The sequence below is a fragment of the Terribacillus aidingensis genome, from assembly GCF_040703035.1.
Lineage (GTDB): Bacteria > Bacillota > Bacilli > Bacillales > Amphibacillaceae > Terribacillus.
Genome location: NZ_CP159996.1, coordinates 1,955,663 through 1,977,456 on the forward strand (window position 1 = coordinate 1,955,663; position 21,794 = coordinate 1,977,456).

At 45.3% G+C, this 21,794-nt stretch carries 23 protein-coding genes; 1 reads left to right on the top strand and 22 read right to left on the bottom strand.

What is annotated here, in order from left to right:
• Window positions 1–33 precede the first annotated feature (33 nt).
• From ABXS78_RS10365 to gpr, 21 genes are all read right to left on the bottom strand, one after another.
• Entirely contained in the window at window positions 34–990 is a 957-nt protein-coding gene (locus ABXS78_RS10365) for a PhoH family protein (RefSeq protein ID WP_095222486.1), read from the bottom strand.
• Window positions 991–992: 2 nt separating this feature from the next.
• A complete protein-coding gene (gene yqfD / locus ABXS78_RS10370; RefSeq protein WP_366247182.1) occupies window positions 993–2,231 on the bottom strand; it encodes a sporulation protein YqfD in 1,239 nt (412 codons plus the stop codon).
• A gap of 24 nt (window positions 2,232–2,255) precedes the next feature.
• Window positions 2,256–2,537 carry a sporulation protein YqfC gene (gene yqfC, locus ABXS78_RS10375; protein ID WP_176465689.1) on the bottom strand — a complete coding sequence of 94 codons (282 nt, stop codon included), beginning with the start codon at window positions 2,535–2,537 and terminating at the stop codon, window positions 2,256–2,258.
• A gap of 80 nt (window positions 2,538–2,617) precedes the next feature.
• Window positions 2,618–3,064, bottom strand: coding sequence for a hypothetical protein (locus ABXS78_RS10380; protein WP_366247183.1), 447 nt, complete (start codon window positions 3,062–3,064; stop codon window positions 2,618–2,620).
• Between the two features lie 22 nt (window positions 3,065–3,086).
• Window positions 3,087–4,073 carry a flotillin-like protein FloA gene (gene floA, locus ABXS78_RS10385; RefSeq protein WP_095222482.1) on the bottom strand — a complete coding sequence of 329 codons (987 nt, stop codon included), beginning with the start codon at window positions 4,071–4,073 and terminating at the stop codon, window positions 3,087–3,089.
• Window positions 4,070–4,771 (bottom strand): NfeD family protein, encoded by a 702-nt coding sequence (locus ABXS78_RS10390; RefSeq protein WP_366247184.1) that lies wholly within the window; start codon window positions 4,769–4,771, stop codon window positions 4,070–4,072. The genes floA and ABXS78_RS10390 overlap by 4 nt, the downstream gene beginning before the upstream one ends.
• A gap of 166 nt (window positions 4,772–4,937) precedes the next feature.
• Complete coding sequence (locus tag ABXS78_RS10395; RefSeq protein ID WP_095222480.1) at window positions 4,938–5,384, bottom strand: GatB/YqeY domain-containing protein; 447 nt, start codon at window positions 5,382–5,384, stop codon at window positions 4,938–4,940.
• A gap of 21 nt (window positions 5,385–5,405) precedes the next feature.
• Window positions 5,406–5,579 (bottom strand): 30S ribosomal protein S21, encoded by a 174-nt coding sequence (rpsU, locus tag ABXS78_RS10400; RefSeq protein ID WP_077308578.1) that lies wholly within the window; start codon window positions 5,577–5,579, stop codon window positions 5,406–5,408.
• A 139-nt stretch (window positions 5,580–5,718) separates the two neighbouring features.
• The gene (deoC, locus tag ABXS78_RS10405) at window positions 5,719–6,384 is read right to left on the bottom strand and encodes a deoxyribose-phosphate aldolase (RefSeq protein WP_366247185.1); all 666 of its coding nucleotides are present in this window, start codon (window positions 6,382–6,384) and stop codon (window positions 5,719–5,721) included.
• A gap of 26 nt (window positions 6,385–6,410) precedes the next feature.
• Window positions 6,411–7,757 carry a tRNA (N(6)-L-threonylcarbamoyladenosine(37)-C(2))-methylthiotransferase MtaB gene (mtaB, locus tag ABXS78_RS10410; protein WP_095222478.1) on the bottom strand — a complete coding sequence of 449 codons (1,347 nt, stop codon included), beginning with the start codon at window positions 7,755–7,757 and terminating at the stop codon, window positions 6,411–6,413.
• 11 nt (window positions 7,758–7,768) lie between these two features.
• On the bottom strand, window positions 7,769–8,515 hold the full coding sequence (locus tag ABXS78_RS10415; protein ID WP_366247186.1) for a 16S rRNA (uracil(1498)-N(3))-methyltransferase: 747 nt from the start codon (window positions 8,513–8,515) through the stop codon (window positions 7,769–7,771).
• Window positions 8,516–8,530: 15 nt separating this feature from the next.
• Complete coding sequence (prmA, locus tag ABXS78_RS10420; protein WP_366247187.1) at window positions 8,531–9,469, bottom strand: 50S ribosomal protein L11 methyltransferase; 939 nt, start codon at window positions 9,467–9,469, stop codon at window positions 8,531–8,533.
• Between the two features lie 19 nt (window positions 9,470–9,488).
• Entirely contained in the window at window positions 9,489–10,613 is a 1,125-nt protein-coding gene (gene dnaJ, locus ABXS78_RS10425; RefSeq protein ID WP_095222475.1) for a molecular chaperone DnaJ, read from the bottom strand.
• 138 nt (window positions 10,614–10,751) lie between these two features.
• Window positions 10,752–12,581 (bottom strand): molecular chaperone DnaK, encoded by a 1,830-nt coding sequence (gene dnaK / locus ABXS78_RS10430; RefSeq protein ID WP_366247188.1) that lies wholly within the window; start codon window positions 12,579–12,581, stop codon window positions 10,752–10,754.
• 36 nt (window positions 12,582–12,617) lie between these two features.
• Window positions 12,618–13,175 (bottom strand): nucleotide exchange factor GrpE, encoded by a 558-nt coding sequence (grpE, locus tag ABXS78_RS10435; protein ID WP_366247189.1) that lies wholly within the window; start codon window positions 13,173–13,175, stop codon window positions 12,618–12,620.
• Between the two features lie 65 nt (window positions 13,176–13,240).
• Window positions 13,241–14,269 carry a heat-inducible transcriptional repressor HrcA gene (gene hrcA, locus ABXS78_RS10440; protein WP_366247190.1) on the bottom strand — a complete coding sequence of 343 codons (1,029 nt, stop codon included), beginning with the start codon at window positions 14,267–14,269 and terminating at the stop codon, window positions 13,241–13,243.
• 76 nt (window positions 14,270–14,345) lie between these two features.
• The gene (gene hemW, locus ABXS78_RS10445; protein WP_366249922.1) at window positions 14,346–15,506 is read right to left on the bottom strand and encodes a radical SAM family heme chaperone HemW; all 1,161 of its coding nucleotides are present in this window, start codon (window positions 15,504–15,506) and stop codon (window positions 14,346–14,348) included.
• Window positions 15,507–15,567: 61 nt separating this feature from the next.
• On the bottom strand, window positions 15,568–17,388 hold the full coding sequence (gene lepA / locus ABXS78_RS10450) for a translation elongation factor 4 (RefSeq protein ID WP_366247191.1): 1,821 nt from the start codon (window positions 17,386–17,388) through the stop codon (window positions 15,568–15,570).
• Window positions 17,389–17,504: 116 nt separating this feature from the next.
• A complete protein-coding gene (locus ABXS78_RS10455) occupies window positions 17,505–17,822 on the bottom strand; it encodes a hypothetical protein (protein WP_366247192.1) in 318 nt (105 codons plus the stop codon).
• Window positions 17,819–19,027, bottom strand: coding sequence for a stage II sporulation protein P (locus tag ABXS78_RS10460; RefSeq protein WP_366247193.1), 1,209 nt, complete (start codon window positions 19,025–19,027; stop codon window positions 17,819–17,821). Before ABXS78_RS10460 ends, ABXS78_RS10455 begins: the two co-directional genes overlap by 4 nt.
• 85 nt (window positions 19,028–19,112) lie before the next feature.
• Entirely contained in the window at window positions 19,113–20,198 is a 1,086-nt protein-coding gene (gene gpr, locus ABXS78_RS10465; RefSeq protein ID WP_366247194.1) for a GPR endopeptidase, read from the bottom strand.
• 164 nt (window positions 20,199–20,362) lie between these two features.
• On the opposite strand from gpr, the gene rpsT reads away from it, so the two are divergent.
• Window positions 20,363–20,629 (top strand): 30S ribosomal protein S20, encoded by a 267-nt coding sequence (gene rpsT, locus ABXS78_RS10470; RefSeq protein WP_095222467.1) that lies wholly within the window; start codon window positions 20,363–20,365, stop codon window positions 20,627–20,629.
• Window positions 20,630–20,693: 64 nt separating this feature from the next.
• Here rpsT and holA read toward each other — a convergent pair whose 3' ends face one another.
• Window positions 20,694–21,731: a DNA polymerase III subunit delta gene (gene holA, locus ABXS78_RS10475; protein WP_366247195.1), complete on the bottom strand. Its 1,038-nt coding sequence runs from the start codon at window positions 21,729–21,731 to the stop codon at window positions 20,694–20,696.
• Window positions 21,732–21,794: the final 63 nt, after the last annotated feature.

Genomic DNA, 21,794 nt, shown 5'->3' on the forward strand with positions numbered 1-21,794 from the left:
CGAAAAAGACCCGAAGCCGGGCCTCTTTCCTTTTTATTCTGATTCGTAAGCTTCGATAATTCGTTGCACAAGCGGGTGACGCACTACGTCTGTCTGCTTTAAGTAGGTAAAATAGATACCTTTTACATTACTGAGCTTTGTCTCAATAGAACGCAGACCAGATAGAGCACCTTTCGGCAAGTCGATCTGAGTCAAATCGCCTGTGATGACCATCTTGGACCCGAAACCGAGTCTTGTAAGGAACATCTTCATCTGGGCGTTTGTTGTGTTTTGGGCTTCATCTAGGATAACGAAAGCATCATCCAGTGTACGTCCGCGCATATAAGCAAGCGGAGCGATTTCGATCGTTCCACGCTCAATCAGACGAGTCGTCTGTTCTAAGCCGAGTACATCATGCAAGGCATCGTACAACGGGCGCAAATACGGATCTACCTTTTCCTTCAAGTCTCCTGGAAGGAATCCTAAGCTTTCGCCTGCTTCCACTGCCGGCCGTGTCAAAATGATACGCTTTACGATACCTTTTTTCAAAGCATTGACGGCCATTACAACTGCCAAATAGGTTTTACCTGTACCGGCAGGTCCAATACCAAAGACCAAGTCATTGGACTTGATACCATTGATATAATTCCGCTGGCCGAGTGTTTTGACACGAATTGACTTGCCTTTTGCATTTTTCGTTATTTCATCATCAAATAATGTTTCGAATTGATCCAGTTTATCTTTTTTGGCTAACTCAATAGCGTACACCACATCGCGTTCTCCAATCGGAATGCCGCGCCGAATGACAGCAGCCAACGCTTGCAGCAGCTCCTCTGTCGTGCGGACTTCTTCTTCTGGTCCAGTTACGCGAACTTCTTCCCCACGCGTGACAATGGAAACACGGAAATGTTCTTCGATCTGCTTCAGATGGCGATCCTCCGTGCCGAACAGAGCTAATGTTTCATTAGTATCTTTTAATTGCAAATTCACACGTTTTACGTCTTCGGGCATAATCAATCTCCTTGAGATATAGGTTGAGATATTGCGATATCTTCATTTACTTGAAAGTATAAGATTAATTTAACTTTACCATTCTCGACAGTCTCATGTAAAATTTTTTGAGAAATAATGTCAGCATCAGCACCAACTTGGAGCTGTAAATCCTGTTTGGCTAATTTTTCAGCCTGTTTACTCGCTTCCTCTTTTGTCCGTTTCACTTGTTTCGTGACCCGTTCGTATTCTGTAGTTTTACTCATCCCGATCGGCAGCTCCCAGCGGAGGAACCGGAGATGGCGTACAGCAGTCTGTTCCTGGGAATCCTTGAACTCAGTTTCCCCGAACCCCCAAACCGGAAACTGGAAATTGTCTCCAATCCGAATTGCATATTTATTTTCCTGTTTACCGCTAAGAACAGTATATGTTTCTTCCAGCGGAACTGCTGCAGACACATTATACCACGTCCGTGCGATGACATTACCAGTCGCTGCAACATGCTTACGTGTATCTTTCTGCTTTGTCTTATCCTTTTGATCCTTGTCAATAGGAGGAGGTTCATTCCCGATCAAACCGGAAACGAGCACATCTCCAGGCTCTACGTAATCATGCACCCCAACTTGCGGCACTCCTTCTGATACAAACATGTCGACGATAACACCTTTTTTCTTTGCCACAAGGTGCCGAGGTCCTGGTTGTGCTTCTTCTTTAACGATTGTTTTCGGTACACCTTCCAATGCATAGGTTGTCCCTTTCTCTTGCACTCCTATCCATAGAAGATCCGGAATATCCTGTAACAAACGCTGCTGGATATCAACTGGAGCGCCAAGCGTCAGCTTGAAGGCACCTAAACGCACGCCGTACTCATCCAGCTGTGTTTCGATTTGATGCTCTAACTCCGGGCTTACGCCTTTCACTTCAATTTTCCAGACTGTATTGGAGAGAAAGAAAATAGACAGGATGCTGATGGCTATACCGAGCAGCAACGGTTTCTTATGCAGCAATGCAGTGAAGAGGAAAGGAAACCCATGCTTGCTGCGGAACTGAATTTTGTAGCCTGTCCCTCTTCGCTGCATGCGAAGCTTGCTTATATCCTGCTTCCTTATCTTCGCTTCACATGTCTGACTGTCTTTTTTGATGATATCCCAGACAAGAACCTTCTCCTGTACAAGCTGATTAAAAAATAGCTCCGGTCTGTCCCCTTTTATCAGTACGGTCACATATCCAGTAAAATAAATATCCTGTGTGTGCTTCTTCATACGTACCTCCCCGATCCGCTTGCCTTATGATTCAATGAATTTGAATTCCTTCATTTTGCCTTCGAGCAGGATTTCCTCTGGAAGCATGACTTTCAGTACGAATGATTCCCCTGTTATCCGGAGGAAACCTGTGTTGAGACGCAGCCTAAGTTCGTTATCAGAAAAAAGCACAAGCCCTCTGTGATTTTCGATATATGCATGAAAATGGCCGATTGTCGTAATGCGAGGGAGTTCAAGCACCACATCAGCAGGCATATCCAAATGCTCGGTGAACCAATTTCCGATCCGCTGCTGCCATTTTTTCATTTCCATCAGCTCCCCTCTGCACATTCTATGTTGCTAAAAGGCAAGTGAGAACAGTCTGATGCACGAAAAAAGCGAGCCCATTATTGGACTCGCTTGTTGAAAGCGCGATGCGGTTTTTTCGCACGTGGTTCTCCGAGTATCTCAGACCAGAGAACCTGTTCTGCTAATTGTCTGCTAGTAGGCCGTTTCAGCTTGATTGGCTTAGCTAGAGGTTGATCTCTATTATCCTGACGACGGACAGAGGAGGCACTACGCACTTCCAGAGCTTGCTGAATTGCCTCAGTCGTCTGCTTTCTATATTCCTCTGCTTTCTGCTCGGCTTGAATCAGTTCTGGTGCTTTAACTGGCCTCTGTTTCTGCTGACGATTTTCTCTGCTTGCACGAGGCTGCTTTTCCTGCCAGTTCTTGACCGGAGGCTGCGTGCGTCGGGGATCGTTATCTTGATCTCCTTTTTTACCTGCGGAGTTAAAAAAGAAAGCAATGGCAGCAATTGCTAACGGCACGAGAAATTGCAAAATGTCAAACATGCACCTGCCACCTTTCTAAAACTTAACGTTCTTCCTCGTCATTATTTGACAAGTCACCAATGCTGTCTCGCATTGTTGTATCTGCATTGATGTTCTGGTAGTTCATATAATCCATCACGCCCATGTTACCTGAACGCAGTGCTTCAGCAAGAGCAAGCGGAACATCCGCTTCTGCTTCTACTACCTTGGCACGCATTTCTTGTACGCGGGCTAAGTTTTCCTGCTCCTGTGCTACAGCCATCGCACGACGTTCCTCAGCTTTGGCTTGGGCGATATTCTTATCTGCCTCTGCCTGATCCGTTTGAAGCATCGCCCCAATGTTTTTACCGATATCAATGTCTGCGATATCGATGGACAGAATTTCAAATGCCGTACCGGAATCCAAACCGCGTTCTAACACATTGTGTGAGATTTTGTCCGGGTTTTCCAATACATTTTTATGGTTGGTCGAGCTACCGATGGTACTGACAATTCCTTCCCCTACACGCGCGATGATGGTATCCTCTCCGGCACCACCCACAAGTCGATCGATGTTGGCACGCACGGTGATACGAGCTTTCGCCTTCACTTCGATACCATCAATCGCCACACCTGAAATGAACGGTGTTTCAATCACTTTCGGATTGACACTCATTTGCACAGCTTCCAATACATCACGACCAGCTAGATCAATTGCTGCTGAGCGTTCAAATGGTAATTCGATATTCGCACGGTGTGCTGCAATAAGTGCATTGACGACGCGGTCGACATTACCTCCTGCCAGATAATGACTCTCCAGCTGGTTTGTATCAACCTTCAAGCCTGCTTTATGGGCTTTAATCAATGGATTGATGACACGTGATGGGATAACACGTCTTAAACGCATCCCTACCAATGTGAAGATGCTGATACGGACACCTGCTGCCAGGGCACTGATCCATAATGCAACTGGTACGAAAGTGAATAAAATAATCAATGCAATCAAAATGACTGCAGCAATAATAATCGGTACTAGTATATCTTGATTCATTCTGTTTCCTCCTTGTTCGTCACAGGACTGACGATGATTTTCGTGCCTTCTGTACGGATAACAACTATTCCCGATCCTTTGGCAACATACCTGCCTTCAGTGATGACATCCATTACCCTGCCATCAATATCGGCTGTACCTGACGGGCGCAAAGGTGTTTTCGCTACACCACGTTTACCAATCAGGACTGTCAAGCTAGGAAGCGTATCCGGCTTGAGTGTTTCCTGGAGTATCATCGGCTTGAACATTCCTTTTTCAAATCCGACAATGCGAATGACATATACAACAGCCAAAACGGTGACCACGAATGCAATACTTACACTCATCATCATATCGGTTCTATCTGCCGCCATAGAAAAAAGCGCCCATAGTAACCCGATCATACCAAGTATGCCCATTATGCCTCCAGGTACGAATAATTCCAAGACAAGTAAAATGATGGCTGCAGTCAAAAGCAGAATATCCGTATTGGTTGCTAGTCCTGCCGCAATGTGACCGTAAAGAAAGATCCCTCCAGCAATGATTCCAAGTATCCCACCCGCTCCAAAGCCGGGTGTGAACATCTCGACAGCCAATCCAGCAAAAGCTATGGAAAGCAGGATTGTCACAAGAACCGGAGAAGTGATCCACGTCTGCATTGTTTCGCCGAAGCTGTGCATCGCTGTTTGAAGACTTGGAAGTGTGATATATTGCAGCATAGAAATCCTCCTGACCCCGACTGGTTTCGTTTACAGTTGTTATGTACGTTAACATATACGCTTGGATAAAGAAAAGGTTTCATATGTAAATAAACTTTCGTAAAAAAGCAGAAAACCCAATCATTCATGATTGGGTTTTCCTTTTAGATATTCATATAACTATCAGTTAAGACAAGTGCTTATTCACGATTTTATTAACTAAAGAACCATCGGTTTTGCCTTTAACTTTCGGCATAACAGCGCTCATGACTGAGCCCATGTCTTTCTTGGAAGTAGCTCCTACCTCCGTGATGGTCTGTTTAATAATGTCTTCAAGTTCTTCTTCCGAAAGCTGTTCGGGCATATAATCTTTCAGGACTTGAAGCTCCGCTTCAAGCTTCTGAGCAAGATCATCGCGTCCAGCTTCTTGGAATTCTTGGAGGGAATCTTTTCGTTGTTTTACCTCACGAGATAAAACGGTAAGTTCTTCATCTTCTGACAGCGTGTCATTTCCAGTACGAATTGCTTCATTCTGCAGGGCAGCTTTCACCATACGGATTACGCTGAGCGTTTCTTTATCCCTTGCTTTCATGGCAGTCTTCATATCCTGGTTCAGACGTTCTGTTAATGACATATCTCTTTGCACCCTCTTTGCTTACTTACGCTTTCTAGCCGCCTCAGATTTTTTCTTGCGACGTACACTAGGTTTTTCGTAAAATTCACGCTTACGGTATTCAGATAGAGTACCGCTTTTAGAAACAGTGCGCTTAAAGCGACGAAGAGCATCTTCAAGAGACTCGTTTTTGCGAACGCGAGTAGTGTTTGACATGCTAATTTCCCTCCCTCCGAAGCATACAACAATGTGCTAACTCATATGCACTGCTGCATATGTCTTTGCTCATTATAATATAATGCTAAATCCTGGTCAATAGAAAGGTGCATAATCACGCACATTTCATAATTACTTCTTAATAATCGCTGCTTCCAGCAACGCCTGCGATGATCTGAACACCTGCGCTGGCACCGATGCGAGTAGCACCTGCTTCGATCATAGCCAGTGTAGCTTCGCGGTCACGCACACCGCCGGAGGCCTTTACACCGATGTCCGGGCCGACTGTCTTACGCATCAATTTGATATCTTCCACTGTTGCACCACCGCCGGAAAAACCAGTGGAAGTTTTAACGAAATCAGCTCCGGCTTTTACAGCAAGCTCACAAGCTGTTACTTTTTCTTCATCAGTCAATAATGAAGTCTCGATAATCACTTTCGTCAGTACACCTGCTGCTGCTTCCACAACTGCACGAATGTCAGACTCAACAGTCACTAAGTCGCCTGATTTCAAAGCACCGACATTGATGACCATATCGATCTCACCAGCACCTTTTTCAATAGCATCCTTTGTTTCCAAAGCTTTTACCGCGCTAGTCGAAGCGCCAAGAGGGAATCCGATAACAGTACATACTTTCACATCTGTACCTTTAAGCTGTTCTGCACAATGAGAAACCCAGTACGGATTTACACAAACAGAAGCGAATTTATGGGTTGCCGCTTCCTCAACAATTACATCGATTTGTTCCTTTGTAGCATCAGGCTTTAAAAGTGTGTGATCAATATATGCAGCGATATTTTCCAAGAGAAATTACTCCTTTTATAGTCAAGTTAGATAGTTACACTTGCTTCCTCATCATCCATTACCCGGACGAATTGGCCTTCATTATACGGATAGCCAGCCTTAGTCAGCTTAACACGGACAATCTTACCGATCATGTCCGGTGTTGCCTCGAATTTCACTTTCAAATAGTTATCCGTATAGCCGACATATAATGTGTCGGATTCGTTTTCATCAAAAAGCTCTTCCGGAATGACTTCCAATACTTCATTTTCGAATTGAGAAGCATATTCTTTCGCTTGCTGATCCGATAGTGTAATGAGACGGTGGACACGCTCATTCTTTGTCTCGTCGTCCACTTGGTCTGCCATACGTGCAGCAGGTGTTCCTGTACGCTTGGAATAAGGGAACACATGGAGCTCGCTATAACCGATTTCTTGAATGAAACGATATGTTTCCATGAATTCCTCTTCTGTCTCACCTGGGAAGCCGACAATCACATCACTCGTAATGGCAAGGTTAGGCAAAGCTTTCTTCACTTTATCGATTTTACTGCGGTAAAAGTCTGAAGAATACTTGCGGCGCATGCGTTTTAAAACGGAATCAGATCCAGATTGAAGCGGGATATGCAAATGACGCACGATTTTCTCAGACTCATCCAGCACCTGAATGACCTCATCCGTAATCTGGCTTGCCTCAATGGAGGAAATACGGATTCGTTTCAATCCACGTACATTCGCCTCCAATTCCCGCAGCAATTTAGCAAAATTGTAATCCTGCATATCCTCGCCGTATCCTGCTGTATGAATCCCTGTAAGGACGATTTCCTTGTAACCAGCGTCCACAAGCTGCTGAGCCTGCTTCATGACGTCCTCAGGGTTACGGGAACGCAGCAATCCGCGGGACCAAGGAATGATACAGAAAGTGCAGAAGTTGTTGCAGCCTTCCTGGATTTTCAACGATGCACGCGTACGGTCGGTGAAGGCTGGTACATCCATTTCCTCGAAGACACGGTTTTTCATGATGTTCGAAACTCCGTTGATCGGTTCCTTCTTCACCTTGAATTCCTCGATATGCTCAATCATCTTGTCCCGGCCCTGGGTACCAACTACAATGTCCACTCCCGGAATCTCCATGATTTCACCAGGTGACGTTTGCGCATAACATCCGGTTACACAAATGACGCCCTCAGGATTTTTACGTACTGCCCGGCGAATGACTTGGCGGCTTTTTTTATCTCCAGTATTCGTAACCGTGCAAGTGTTGATAACATACACGTCTGACTGGTGATCAAAATCCACCCTTTCATAGCCTTGGGCTTTGAACTTCTGCCAAATACCTTCCGTCTCATAATGGTTCACTTTACAACCTAATGTGTGGAATGCCACTGTAGGCATGGTAAAACACCTCATTCTTCAAAATGGTACGATAGACTAGCCAACATATACAATGGAGCGGTCTCTGTGCGCAAAATTCGAGGTCCGAGCCTGATAGGTGCAAAACCCGCATTTTGAAGCGCATCAGCTTCTGATTCACTGAATCCGCCCTCTGGTCCGATTACGACAAGCACATTGTCTGATGGGGAAATGTGCTGGAAAACAGATCGAAGCGGTTCTGCCTTCAATCCTTTTGCCGCTTCTTCGTAAGCGAACAATTTGTGCTTGTATGTATCGCTGCTATCAAGCAGCATTTGGAAGGATTGCACATCCTCTATTGCTGGTATTATCAAACGGCTGGACTGCTCGGCAGCTTCTTTGGCAATCTTTTCAAGGCGCTGCCGTTTTTTGTCCTTCTTTTTCTCGTCCCATTTTACAACGGAACGAGCAGCTTGGAAAGGAGCAAATGCTGCTGCACCCAATTCCGTTCCTTTCTGCACGATCCATTCCAGTTTGTCACCCTTGGGAAGCCCTTGGGCAATCGTCACTGATACTGGCATTTCAGTATCCATATCGACTTTTTCAACTACGGAGACAGTAACATGATCTGACACCAATTCGTCAATCTCACATTTTGCAGCATGCCCATCCGGATGGACACAGATGATATTATCGCCTGTTTTCATCCGCATCACGCGATTGATATGATGGGCGTCCTGTCCATTCAACGTAATGCGGGTATCCTGCCAATTGGCAGCTTCTACGAAATAGCGTTGCATATGCTCACCTCTGCCTTAATTCTTCTTTGCAATGATGGCAACCCAATCTTCCATTTCATTGACTTCAACAATATCGAAACCAGTTTTTATCAAGGCTTCTTTTACGTCGCCTTTCTTCTGGCTGATAATGCCGCTCGTAATGAACAGACCACCTGGTTTGATCAATTTGTACGCGTCATCTGTGAATTTCAAAATGATTTCAGCAAGGATATTCGAGACGATAACGTCCGCTTCCACCTCAACGCCTTCGAGCAAATTATTCGCACTGGCCGTAATGCGGTCCGCAGCTTGATTCAGCTCTGCATTGACCTTGGTACTGTTTACCGCCACATCATCGAGGTCGAATGCATGTACATGCTCAGCACCGAGCAGTACGGCAGCGATGCTCAGTACACCAGAACCAGAACCAACATCAATGACAACGTCGCCTTTAGTTATATAACGTTCGATTGCCTGTACGCTAAGTACCGTCGTCGGGTGAGTTCCTGTACCAAAAGCCATGCCAGGATCAAGTTCCATGATCACTTCATCACTTGCTACCGGTGTGTACTCTTCCCATGTAGGTATGATGGTGAACTTTTCGGAGATCTTCACCGGTTTGTAATATTTCTTCCAAGCGGTAGACCAATCCTCTTCATCTACCTCACTGACTGTCACGTCGTTTGCACCAATATCAATCTGATATTCTTTCAGATTTGTGATCGCTGCTTTGATCTCATTCACCGATTCATTCAAAAAGCTGTTAAGAGGCAAATATGCTTTCACAAAGATGCCTTCTGCTGGATAATCTTTTGGATCCAGCGCATAGATTTCACCGAACGTCGTTTTATGATCTTTGACCAAGTCCTCTGGATCCTGGATTACAACACCGCTGGCACCTGCTTCATGCAGGATATTCGAAATTGGCTCAATCGCTTCATTCGTAGTATGGATACATAGCTCCGCCCATTTCACGTACACGTCACTCCTTTTATTAAGACTCACCTTTGAACGCACGTCTCATACGTGTGAAAATATTGTCATGCTGTTCGTCGGTTGGGTCATTACCGCTTATATCGTTGAGCTCACGCAATAGCTCCTTCTGACGATCCGATAAATTCGTAGGTGTTACAACACGAATTTTCACATGTTGGTCTCCTTGACCATACCCGCGCACATTCGGTGATCCTTTGCCTTTCAAACGGAATGTACGTCCTGTTTGCGTACCTGCTGGAACTTTAAGATTCACTGCGCCATGAACCGTCGGCACTTCAATTTCATCACCAAGTGCTGCTTGAGCAAATGTAATCGGCATTTCACAATAAATATTATCGCCTTCACGGTCAAAGAACTCATGGCTGCGTACTTGAATGACAACATAAAGATCTCCTGGAGGTCCTCCATTGACACCCGCTTCTCCTTTACCGGATACACGGATTTGCTGGCCATCGTCAATACCTGCCGGGACTTTGATATGGATTTTGTTGCGTTTACGTACACGGCCGGAACCACTGCAAGTCTTACATTTATCTGGAATGATCTTACCTGTTCCATTACATGTATTACATACGCGACGGTTCACAACACGGCCAAATGGTGTATTTTGTTCGACATTAAGCTGTCCGCTTCCGTTACAATGCGTACAAGTCTTCGGCTTGGTGCCTGGTTTGGCTCCTGAACCGTGACAAGTATCACATTCCTCTTCTTTCGGAATCTCAATATCTGTTTCCTTACCAAAAATAGCTTCCTCGAAGCTGAGCGTCATACTGTATTGCAGATCTGCGCCTTGACGTGGTGCGTTCGGATCGCTGCGGCGTCCGCCGCCGCCAAAGAACATATCGAAAATGTCGCCAAAACCGCCAAAATCCTGCGCTCCAGCTCCCCCGAAACCTTGGCTCTGCGGGCCTGCGTGGCCAAATTGATCATACTGGGTACGCTTTTGTTCATTGCCGAGTACTTCATAGGCTTCCTTTGCCTCTTTGAACTTATCGGCTGCATCTTCCGCCTTATTCACATCTGGGTGGTATTGGCGCGCAAGTTTGCGATATGCTTTTTTAATTTCTTCCTTCGAGGCATCTTTCCCGACGCCAAGCACATCGTAGTAATCCCGCTTACTCACTGACAATCACTCTCCCGACTCTCTCTTATACATAAATTTTATCATACCATTAAGCCCTATACGCAGCAAACACTGTAAACATGTAACAAGTCAAAGCTGCTCGGAAAGCGGCTTTGACTTGTCGGGTGAAACTAGCTTTTACTTATTGTCTTTGTCGTCGTTTACTTCTTCGAAATCAGCATCTACGACATCATCGTCTGCTTTTTCTCCGCCTTGCGCTTGCTGTGCTTGCTGAGCCTGTGCTGCTTGCTCATACAATTTGACAGACAATGCTTGAACTTGTTCGGAAAGCGCATCTTTTTTAGTTCTGATATCTTCAATATCAGAACCTTCCAACGCTTTCTTCAGTTCCTCTTTAGCTGCTTCTGCTTTTTGTTTGTCTTCTTCAGAAACATTTTCAGCAAGATCTTTCAAAGTTTTATCTGTTTGGAATACAAGCTGATCAGCTTCGTTGCGAAGATCTACTTCTTCGCGGCGTTTTTTATCTTCTTCAGCATTATCTTCCGCTTCTTTCACCATTTTTTCTACTTCTTCATCAGAAAGACCTGAAGAAGATTTGATTGTAATGGATTGTTCTTTATTTGTGCCAAGATCTTTCGCACGAACATTAACGATACCATTTGAGTCGATATCAAAGGTAACTTCGATTTGCGGAACACCACGTGGTGCTGGCGGGATATCCGACAGTTGGAAACGGCCAAGCGTCTTGTTGTAAGCTGCCATTTCACGTTCACCTTGAAGGACGTGGATATCTACAGAAGGCTGGTTGTCCGCTGCTGTAGAGAATGTTTGGGACGCGCTTGTCGGAATTGTCGTATTGCGCTCGATCAATTTGGTGAACACGCCGCCCATTGTTTCGATACCAAGGGAAAGTGGAGTAACGTCAAGAAGTACGACGTCTTTCACATCACCTTGAAGGACACCACCCTGGATTGCTGCACCGAGTGCAACTACTTCATCCGGGTTAACGCCTTTGGAAGGATCTTTGCCAGTTTCCTTTTTGATTGCTTCCACTACAGCCGGAATACGTGTAGAACCACCGACTAGGATAACTTTATCAATTTCGCTTGCAGAAAGATCAGCATCGCGAAGAGCTTGACGAGTAGGTCCCATTGTACGCTCAACCAAATCAGCAGAAAGCTCATCGAATTTCGCACGTGATAGAGAAAGCTCCAAGTGAAGCGGACCTTCTGCACCAGCCGTGATGAACGGAAGGGAAATCTGTGTTTGCGTTACGCCTGAAAGATCTTTCTTCGCTTTTTCAGCTGCATCTTTCAAACGCTGCATTGCCATTTTATCTTTGGAAAGATCAATGCCGTTCTCTTTTTTGAATTCCGCTACAAGATGATCGATGATCACCTGGTCGAAATCGTCACCGCCAAGACGGTTATCACCCGCAGTGGAAACTACTTCGAATGTACCATCGCCGATATCAAGGATGGAAACGTCGAATGTACCGCCGCCAAGGTCATAAACAAGGATTGTTTGATCTTCTTCTGTATTGATACCGTAAGCAAGCGCAGCTGCTGTCGGTTCGTTGATAATACGCTCGACTTCAAGACCTGCAATTTTACCAGCATCTTTCGTTGCTTGGCGTTCTGCATCGTTGAAGTATGCTGGAACTGTGATAACAGCTTTATCAACCGTTTCGCCTAGATAATCTTCAGCGAAAGATTTAATGTACTGCAGGATGATAGCAGAAATTTCTTGAGGCGTGTAAGACTTACCTTCGATTTCTACTTTATAATCCGTACCCATATGACGTTTGATGGATTGGATTGTGTTCGGGTTCGTGATCGCCTGACGCTTCGCCACTTCACCGATTTGTCTTTCTCCATTTTTGAATGCTACAACGGATGGAGTTGTGCGGTTACCTTCAGGGTTCGGGATAACGCGAGCTTCTCCACCTTCCATTACGGACACACAAGAGTTTGTTGTACCTAAGTCAATACCAATGATTTTACCCATTTTGTATTTTTCCTCCTCTACAGCATATGTAGTGCTTTATTGATTCACTTGGACCATAGCCGGTCGAATGACACGGTCTTTCAGCTTATAGCCCTTTTGCAATTCCTGTACGACAGTATTTGGTTCGTATTCATCATTTTCCACCTGCATGACAGCTTGGTGCAGATGAGGATCGAATGGCTGTCCTACAGTTTCGATCGTTTCGATACCTTGCTTGTCGAATGCATCTAATAATTGACGATGCACCATGCGGATACCATCGACAAAACCTTTGTTCGCTTCTTCGTCCTGAACAGTCTGAAGGGCGCGATCCAGGTTGTCGACAACAGGGAGCAAGGCTTCCGCCAAATCCTGAGATCTATATTTGCTGGCAGCTTCCTTTTCCTTCTGTGTACGCTTGCGGAAATTGTCATACTCAGCCTGCAAGCGCAGCAGACGGTCGTACATCTCGTTTTTTTCTTGTTCGAGCTGTGCTAGTTGCTCGCTGCCTTCATCGTTAGTTTCGGATTCCTCAGCTGGGGCTGCATCAACCACTTCTGTTTCAACAGCTTCCTGCTCTTCGGTTTCATTCACTTTTTCTTTTTCATTTGCCATGATGGTCACCTCCTGAAAAGCATTGCTTATATGAAAGGCTTGCTGTATAGCAAGCCATATTCAACTCATTTCTGCCAGTCCTGATAGGCGCTGGTCAGTTTGCCAGATAAAACATTCATCAACGACATTACCCGGGAATACTCCATTCTGGTCGGACCCAGCAAGGCGACGGTTCCCATGTGTAAGCCATCCGCTGTGTAACTCGCAGTGACAAAGCTGCAATCCTGCATCGCATCCAGCTTGTTCTCTGTGCCGATGGATACATGCAGACCATTTTGCTCTCCTTTGAGAAGACGCGCAATCGTCTCGCCTTCTTCTTCAATCATCGTATAAAGGCTTCGCAGCTTATTCAAGTCCTGAAAATCGGGCTGCATCAATATGTTTGTCTTACCGCCGAAATAGAGCTTGAGCGGCTGTTCCGTTTCCATGAAGGAGCGCAGATAAGCGAACATCGTATCAAAATGGGCGGTATGCTGCTTGAGCAGCTCCTGCACTTCAGACTTCAGTCTGCCAGGCACCATCATAAGCGGTACACCAGCTAAACGGTCATTCAGGATATTCACTACCTTTTCCATCTCAGCATGATCCATCCCATCTGGTATCCGGAAAGATTTATGCTCTACATGCCCTGTGTCTGTCACTAGAATCATGACAGCACTAAAATCGGACAACGTAAGAATCTGAATATGCTTGAGCTTCGTCTCCAGCATTTCCGGTCCCAATATGATACTTGTGTAGTTGGTAAGCTCTGAAAGCAGTGCCGCGGATTGCTGTACGACTTCTTCCATCTGACGTATGTTCGTCGAAAATGTCTGTTTGATTGCTGACGTATCCTGCCGCGTCAAATGAAACGGTGTCAGTAGATGATCCACGTAGAAGCGATAGCCCCTTTCGGAAGGTATTCTTCCGGATGAGGTATGCGTCTTCTCGATCAAGCCAAGCTGCTCCAACTCAGCCATATCATTACGAATCGTTGCGGCACTATAGGCAACGTCCTGCTTATTGGAGATAGCACGCGAACCAATCGGCTGCGCCGTTTCAATGAAATCATCGACTATGACCTGAAGGATACGCAGCTGTCTTTCTGTCAGCATGATCATCACCTCGATTAGCACTCGTTAATAGGGAGTGCTAAATATACATATAAGGTAACAAAGCCTAGAAAAATTGTCAATTCGAAACGCTTGCCGGTTCTTCTTCTAAAAGGAACTCTTGGAATACATCGTTTCCGAACAAAAATCCATCTTCAGTCATAGCAACGTGTTCAGCATCTTCAATGAGCCATCCTTTACTAATCAGCAGATCCAGAGGCTTACGGTAAACCTCAGTAAGCTCGATACCGAATTTGTCACGGAAGCTCGCTTTGTTCACTCCTGATTTCTTGCGAAGACCAAGGAAAAGCTCTTCCTCGATACGCTCTTTACGGCCAATCGGCTCCTCATGCAGAACCGGTATACCATTTTCATTCGCTTGCTTCAGATAAGCAGGAAGCGGACGGATATTGATAACGCGGCGTCCTGGCAAGTACCCATGTGCACCTGCACCAAGTCCATAGTAGAAATCATTATTCCAGTATGCAAGATTATGCTGGCTTTCCTTACCAGGAAGCGCAAAATTGCTCACTTCATATTGTTCTCTGCCATGTGCCTTCATTTGATCGCGCAGCAGATTGTACATATTAGCTTCCAATTCTTCCGGCGCCTTTTTCAATGTACCCTTTTTATACCGCTGATAAAAGACCGTCTTAGGCTCAATCTGAAGCGAATAAGAAGAATAATGCGGCAGATCGAACTGCAAGGCTTCTTCCACAGTATGCCCAAACTGCTCCAATGTTTGTCCCGGCAGCGCATAAATCAAGTCGATGCTGATATTGTCAAAGCCAGCCTGTTTCAATAGATCAAGACTTTCATATACATGCTTGACGCGGTGAACACGGCCGATCGCTTCGAGAAGTTTATCATCAAACACTTGAACGCCAAGGGAGATTCGATCTACCCCGTAATGCTTAAGCAGCTTTGCCTTCTCTAAGGATAGATCCCCGGGATTTGCTTCGAATGTATATTCTCTAGCTGCATGAACATCAAATGCGCTGTCAACACTCTTCAGCACATGCTCCAGCTGCTGCATATTCAAAGCGGTTGGTGTTCCGCCACCTACAAAGATCGTATTCATTTGCTGTCTGTTTGGAATGTAATGCTCCATTTCCTTCCGTAATGCTTCTACATATTCATCTGCACTATCTTCCCGATAGAAAAACTTCGTGAAGTCGCAGTAATGACAAAGCTGTTCACAGAAAGGTATATGGATATAAGCGGATTTCACTTCGTTCATCATGCTGCCTCCTTCCGCAATGACAAACCCTTGTCTGATAAGGACAAGGGTTGTCTGTTTTTTATTCGTCGTCCATCTGCAGGATGGCCATGAATGCTTCCTGTGGAACTTCCACGGAACCGACCATCTTCATCCGTTTCTTACCTTCTTTTTGCTTTTCAAGTAATTTACGTTTACGTGATATATCTCCTCCATAACACTTGGACAAGACATTCTTACGCATCGCTTTAATATTGGAACGGGCAACAATCTTGTTCCCGATTGCAGCCTGGACTGGTACTTCGAACTGCTGACGCGGGATTAACGCCTTCAGCTTTTCTACTATTGCTTTACCACGGTCGAAAGCAAAATCACGGTGTACGATGAAGGATAGAGCATCTATCGTGTCGCCATTCAAAAGAATATCCATCTTCTGCAGATCGGATGCCTTGTAACCTACCAGTTCATAATCGAAGCTAGCATACCCCTTTGTTTGGGATTTCAGCTGATCGAAGAAGTCATACACGATTTCAGAAAGCGGGATTTCATAAACTACATTTACACGGACATCGTCCAAGTATTGCATGTCCTGGAAATCACCGCGTTTTTTCTGGCATAGCTCCATGACTGTACCAACGTAATCATTCGGTACCATGATTGTCGCTTTTACGTATGGCTCTTGCACTTCCGTACGTGATTGTGCATCTGGCAAAGCCGCCGGGTTATCGACACGCACTTCGCTGCCATCATTCATGACGACATTGTAGATAACACTTGGTGCTGTCGTGATCAAATCAATATTGAACTCTCGTTCGATACGTTCCTGGATGATCTCCATGTGCAATAGACCAAGGAAGCCACAACGGAATCCGAAACCTAGCGCCTGGGAAGTCTCCGCTTCATATTGCAGGGAACTATCGTTCAGCTCCAGTCTTTCCAGTGCTTCACGCAAGTCATTGTAGTTGCTCGCATCAACCGGGAACAATCCGCAATAAACCATCGGATTCAAGCGGCGATAGCCGGGCAGTGCCTCACTGGCTGGATTATTGGCTAATGTAATGGTATCCCCTACTCGCGTATCACTTACATTTTTAATAGAGGCAGTCAAATAACCAACGTCACCGACGACTAGCTCGTCCTTTTTAACTGGCGCCGGATTAAAAACACCGACCTCATTGACTTCAAATTCCTTGCCTGTAGCCATCATGTGGATTTTGTCGCCTACTTTTACAGAACCCTCTTTGATACACGTATACGCGACAACACCGCGATAGGAATCATACAAAGAATCAAAGATCAGACCTTTTAACGGCGCATCCTCATTCCCTTTCGGCGGCGGGATCCGGTCGACAATCGCTTCTAAAATCTCTTCTATACCAATTCCTGCTTTAGCGGATGCCAGAATAGCATCACTCGCATCAATGCCAATGACATCCTCGATTTCCTGCTTTACCCTTTCTGGGTCGGCACTCGGTAGATCTATTTTATTGATAACCGGGATGATTTCCAAGTCATTATCCATCGCCAAGTATACATTGGCCAATGTTTGAGCTTCGATACCCTGAGCTGCATCCACTACGAGGATGGCACCTTCACAGGCTGCCAAACTCCGGGATACCTCATATGTAAAATCGACATGTCCCGGTGTATCTATCAAATGGAAAATATATTTCTCGCCATTTTCCCGTTCGTATTCAAGTTGCACTGCATTCAGCTTGATAGTGATGCCGCGCTCCCTTTCCAGATCCATTGCATCCAAATACTGCGCCTTCATTTCACGCGCAGTAAGAGCCTTCGTCTTCTCGAGAATACGGTCAGCCAGTGTAGACTTCCCGTGATCGATGTGGGCAATGATCGAGAAATTCCGCACATGCTGCTGATTTCGTCTGTTTGTCTCTACCAATCAAAATCACTCCTAAATTGTCCGAAGCTGCCTCCATAAGAAGCAGCCGTAACAATAACTAGCATTGATTATAGCAATTGCGCCCTGTTTATTCAATGTTTTTAAGCGCTTTTGCTTCAGCCGAACAAAGCGTTGGAAAGCTGTTCGATCGCTGTGATGATAACTGAACAGATACCTGTGAACAGACTTCCAAGACCGCTTGCCAGCTGCTGTACGATGGAGCTGTCTGCCCCTTCATCCGAAACTGGTGCAGTATTTTCGAACACAGGCTCTTCTTTCGTACCATCAAATGAAGCAGATGCAGTCAGCTTTCCTTCCTGCAGTTCTGCAGCAGGGGGCTGTTCTATTTGCTGTGCATCCTCTTTTTCCATTCCTATCAAAATACCGCCAAAGAACAACGTGAGCATCGTGAGAACAATTACTACATATTTCATCCTGCTTGGCCTCCTTGAACTTTTTCTGCTTCCCAGTAATAATCCGCAAATATCTCTGCAAAAAGTTCCGCCGTCCGCGTCGCTTCCTCCAGTGTATTCTCCGCCCCCCCTATTTCCAGGAGAGCTGCTTTGTCAGATACATCCTGATTATAAACACCGTCGACTCCAGCGCCTTGTTTCGTGATGACACCACGACTCAAGCCTGGGTATTCGGCTTCAATCTTCTTGTGCAGATCCGTTGCCAGCTTCAAGTTCTTTTCAAATTCCTTATTCTCTGCGCCGACGACGAAGACGACTTTTGCATATGTTTTACCTTCGATCTCCTTGGTTGTGTCTTTCCGTTTCAAGCTGTCCCGATGAATATCGAAAACGAAAGAAACATCCTTGTTTTCTGCTACAGCAGCTTCCACCACTCCTCTTGAGGCATCGTAGGATTGATGATAAGCCATGCCATTTTCATTCAAAATAGCTCCTATATCAGTCTGGTCAGCTATTGTCCCGATACCCAGCTCTTCCAGCCGCTTTGCCATTGCTTCTCCAGCATCGGTAACGTTAGAATTTTTGTTATAAGCGTTATCTTCCTGCTGCGCATCCAAAGAAGGCAGATAGGACTCCTGATTATGTGTATGATAGATATAAACAACATCTTTTTCCCCTGTGGAAGGTGCAGGTTCCTCGCCTTTTTGTTCCTGACTATCTTCCGTCGGGTTTTGCTCTTCTTTCTCTGGCGGAGCCTTTTCTTCCTTCTCTTGTACAGGCTCTTCTTCGATAATATGATCCGGCTGCGCCGACTCAATCGGAAGGTTCGTATAGTTTGTCCCTTCTCCAGCAATGACAATCTGGTTTTCATATAATGAGAATCCTGGTATTTCGGAGCCGAGCAGAGTCCTCGGATCATCCGGTTTAATGGTTGTCAGCATTTGCATAAGAATGGCAGATATCTGTATAGATGGAGCTTCTTCTGGTCTAACACTTTCGAAAACCTTATTTTCGTTTCCGAGTATATGCAAATATATGCTGCTGTCAAGCTGTCTTGTCCAATCTGTAATGGCTTGTGAGGACAGCCGGTACGCCGGCCCAGCAGAAGTTAGCGCCGCTATACCGGTCAATAGAAAAAGGATGGAGCCGACAAGGATAAGTGTCCGCTTATATATGAACAGTACGCCTGAACGCTTTCGCTTAAAGCTGTTCTTCTTTTTTCCCAAGAAAGAAGCTCCTCTCTTTTTGAATCTAGTTGAACTCTACTAGAATCTATGAGAGAGAAGCTCGAGGTAGAACCTCTGAAAGAAATCAGCGTGTGTAATCCGAGAGATTCGCCGGATTGACCTTTTCGTGCAGAGCGCCATTAATGCCAGCTGCTATGACATGGGCCATATCTGCAATAAAACCATCCACTTCCTTCGGTGTTACCATAAGATTATGCCCAAGAGGAGTCAGCACTTCATGGATCAACTGACGCTTCTCCCCTTCACTGAGACCGCCAACCATCCCGAAGACTGCCTGACGCTGTTCCTCACTTGGTAAATCTTCTTCTGTTAGTTCCTTTTTTCCAAAACGCATCCCTGCCGGCACAAGTGCTTTTGACGGCTTGTCTTTTTCTTTCCATTCTCTCCCAAAATGCTTGAAGAGATAATCGATTGTATCACTCGTAATGGTGACCGCATCGACGACGGTTGGAACGCCAATACTGAAAACAGGAATACCAAGCGTATCTTTGCTCAGCTCTTTCCTTTTGTTGCCAACACCTGAGCCTGGATGGATACCTGTGTCGGATAATTGGATTGTGCTATTTACACGACTGACCGAACGAGCCGCCAAAGCATCTACTGCTATGACGAAGTCCGGCTTCGTTTTTTCAATTATTCCGTGGATAAGGGTGCTAGTCTCAATACCAGTAGTTCCCATCACACCAGGTGATACCGCACTGACCGGCCGATAGCCTTCCTCCACTGATTCAGGCTGCAGCTTGAATAAATGGTTGGTAACCATGATCTTCTCAATCACTTCCGGTCCCAAAGCATCCGGTGTCACATTCCAGTTTCCAAGTCCGACAATTAAACCTGTCGCATTAGTAGGAATATTGTTTTCAGTCAGCATTTGTTCCAGTTCTTTCGCAAGTACAAGTGCTGTCTCCTCTTCCTGTTTCGTGTCCTGATTCTTTACTGCCTCGGTATGAATCGTAATATATATGCCTGGTTTCTTTCCGATCTGTCTAGCGCCTTCTTCATTTACTTGTACATAATTGACGGTGATACCTTCTGTCTTTTTCTCTGTTACCGAAATACCTGCTGCTGTCCCCTGCTTCTGTTCACTCGATGTATAAAGATCCTTTGCTTCGATAGCCAAGTCCGTCCGTACTTGCAGCTGCTTGATCAAAATCATCCCTCCACTTTTCACAAATGTCAGCATTAGCATAAGCAGATTAACAGCAAATCATACGAAAAGTGACACCATCAGTGAAAAGAATTGTTGAAAACATCGCTCTGCTTTGGTACAATGGCTTTTGTTGTAAGATGAAATGTGCCGGAGGTGAATCAAACATGGCAAATATTAAATCAGCGATTAAACGCGTTCGTGTAAACAACGATGCTCGTCTAAGAAACCAAGCTTTGAAAAGCGATTTGCGTACTGCAGTGAAACACGTGGAAACTGCTGTTTCCAACAACGATGCTGCTACTGCTAAAACAGCTCTTCTAACAGCTTCAAGCAAAATTGATAAAGCTGCACAAAGTGGTGTCATCCACCGCAACAAAGCTAACCGTCAGAAGTCTAACTTGACTAAAAAAGTTAACGCTCTTGGCGCATAATATGCTTTAGAAGAACGATTCCTTAAGGGAATCGTTTTTTAATAGAAAAAAGCCCGGCGGTTTATTAAACCATCCGGGCTTTTTTTCGTATTGTTACTATCTGCTGAAGCAGCAGTTCAAAGGCAAGGTTCTTTTCCATACGTCCCTGCTTCAAATCTGCATCCGTTTCAGCGGCTAAGAACAGAATATGTTTCAATTCTTCTTCCGAGAAGTTTGCTTCCCGCTTCAATGCAAGCTTGATCACGAATGGATGAACCTTCGTTACTTCTGCCATCTTTGCTTGATTGTATCCTTTATGCTTGAGAAGCTTGACATGTAAAATCGTCCGGAATTGGGATGCAAGCAATGCTATCAATGCAATCGGCTCTTCCTTAAGCTTGATCAGATCATGAAAGATGTAAATCGCCTTCGCTAAGTCACCTGCCATCAAGCTGTCAACCAGCTTTAATCCAGAGCTTGTCTGCTGATGGGAAACAAGTGATTCTGCCATCTCCAAGGTTACCGTACTTCCCTCTCCTGCATAAAGTGCAAGCTTTTCGATCTCTCCGCGCAGCATAGAAAGATCTGTTCCAGCCTCCTGGATGAGCAAATCAGCTACTGCATCCTCCAGCACAATTTGATGCTCTTTGCTTAACGTGACGATCCAATCCGACAAATCCCACTCTTTTACCGGCAGACAAGCCACAGCTTGCCCTGTCTTTTTGATGCTCTTGATGATTTTCTTCCGCTCATCCACCTTCTCATATGGAGCTAATAAAACGAGTGTCGTCCAAGCTGCTGGATTCTCTACATACTGCTCCAGGCTTTCCAAACGATGATCCACTGCCGACTTATCCGGCTTCGCTTTCAGGAAGAAAGGGTTGTAAGCGAGAATTAATTTTTGTTCGCTGAAAAAAGGATATTCCTCCGCATCCGCAATAACTTCCTGGATTGGGGTTTCCTCCAAATCGTAGACGGAAACATTCGTTCCATCGGAAAGGGCGAATTGTTTCTCTATTTTTTCCTTTATATCCTGCATGAAATAGGACTCGGTGCCATATAGTAAGTATATAGGTGAAAAATCCTTTTTCTTGATTGCTTTTAAAGCGTCAGTATATGACATGTTCTCACTCCTACGTAATCCTATTGTTTATCGTATCGGCAAATAGGAATTAACGCAAGGTGG